The 406-nt window shown below is 36.0% G+C and carries 1 protein-coding gene; it reads left to right on the plus strand.

Features of this window, described 5'->3' with window-relative positions:
• The first annotated feature begins 37 nt into the window (after nt 1-37).
• The gene (locus BCT81_RS13265; protein WP_102424720.1) at nt 38-391 is read left to right on the plus strand and encodes a hypothetical protein; all 354 of its coding nucleotides are present in this window, start codon (nt 38-40) and stop codon (nt 389-391) included.
• Nucleotides 392-406: the final 15 nt, after the last annotated feature.

The raw sequence follows: 406 nt of genomic DNA on the forward strand, positions 1-406 counted from the left end.
CACTTAGCAGGGCGTTAGTTTTCTTTTGGAGTTTACAATGATAAATATTCCAGATTATTGGTTAAATTTTATATCTGATAACAACTTGAGTAATAAGTCATTTGAGATCCCAGATGATTTCGATTTGTCTGGGCTAGGTGCAGATTTTAAGGTCTTTACGTGCTCGGATATTGACGATGAAACTAGCAATTATTATCCGGGTATTAACGTCGTTAAATCTGGGTACATAGCTGTCGCTTGCTGTTTGTGTGGTTCTGGTGACCCATACTTTATTAATGTTAATGACGGTGAAAGTGGGAAGCTTTATCGAGTTTACCACGACGATAACTCTATCGATATTGTTGTAAATAATTACAAGGATATCTTGAGGTTTGCTGAACCGGAAAACTAACAATCTGTTTAATAT

It is taken from the genome of Vibrio sp. 10N.261.52.A1 (genome assembly GCF_002876325.1).
Taxonomy (GTDB): Bacteria; Pseudomonadota; Gammaproteobacteria; order Enterobacterales; family Vibrionaceae; genus Vibrio; species Vibrio chagasii.

Excerpts from the sequence above, each read along its gene's own strand:
- BCT81_RS13265 (WP_102424720.1), top strand. The coding sequence starts at position 38 with ATGATAAATATTCCAGATTATTGGTTAAATTTTATATCTGATAACAAC.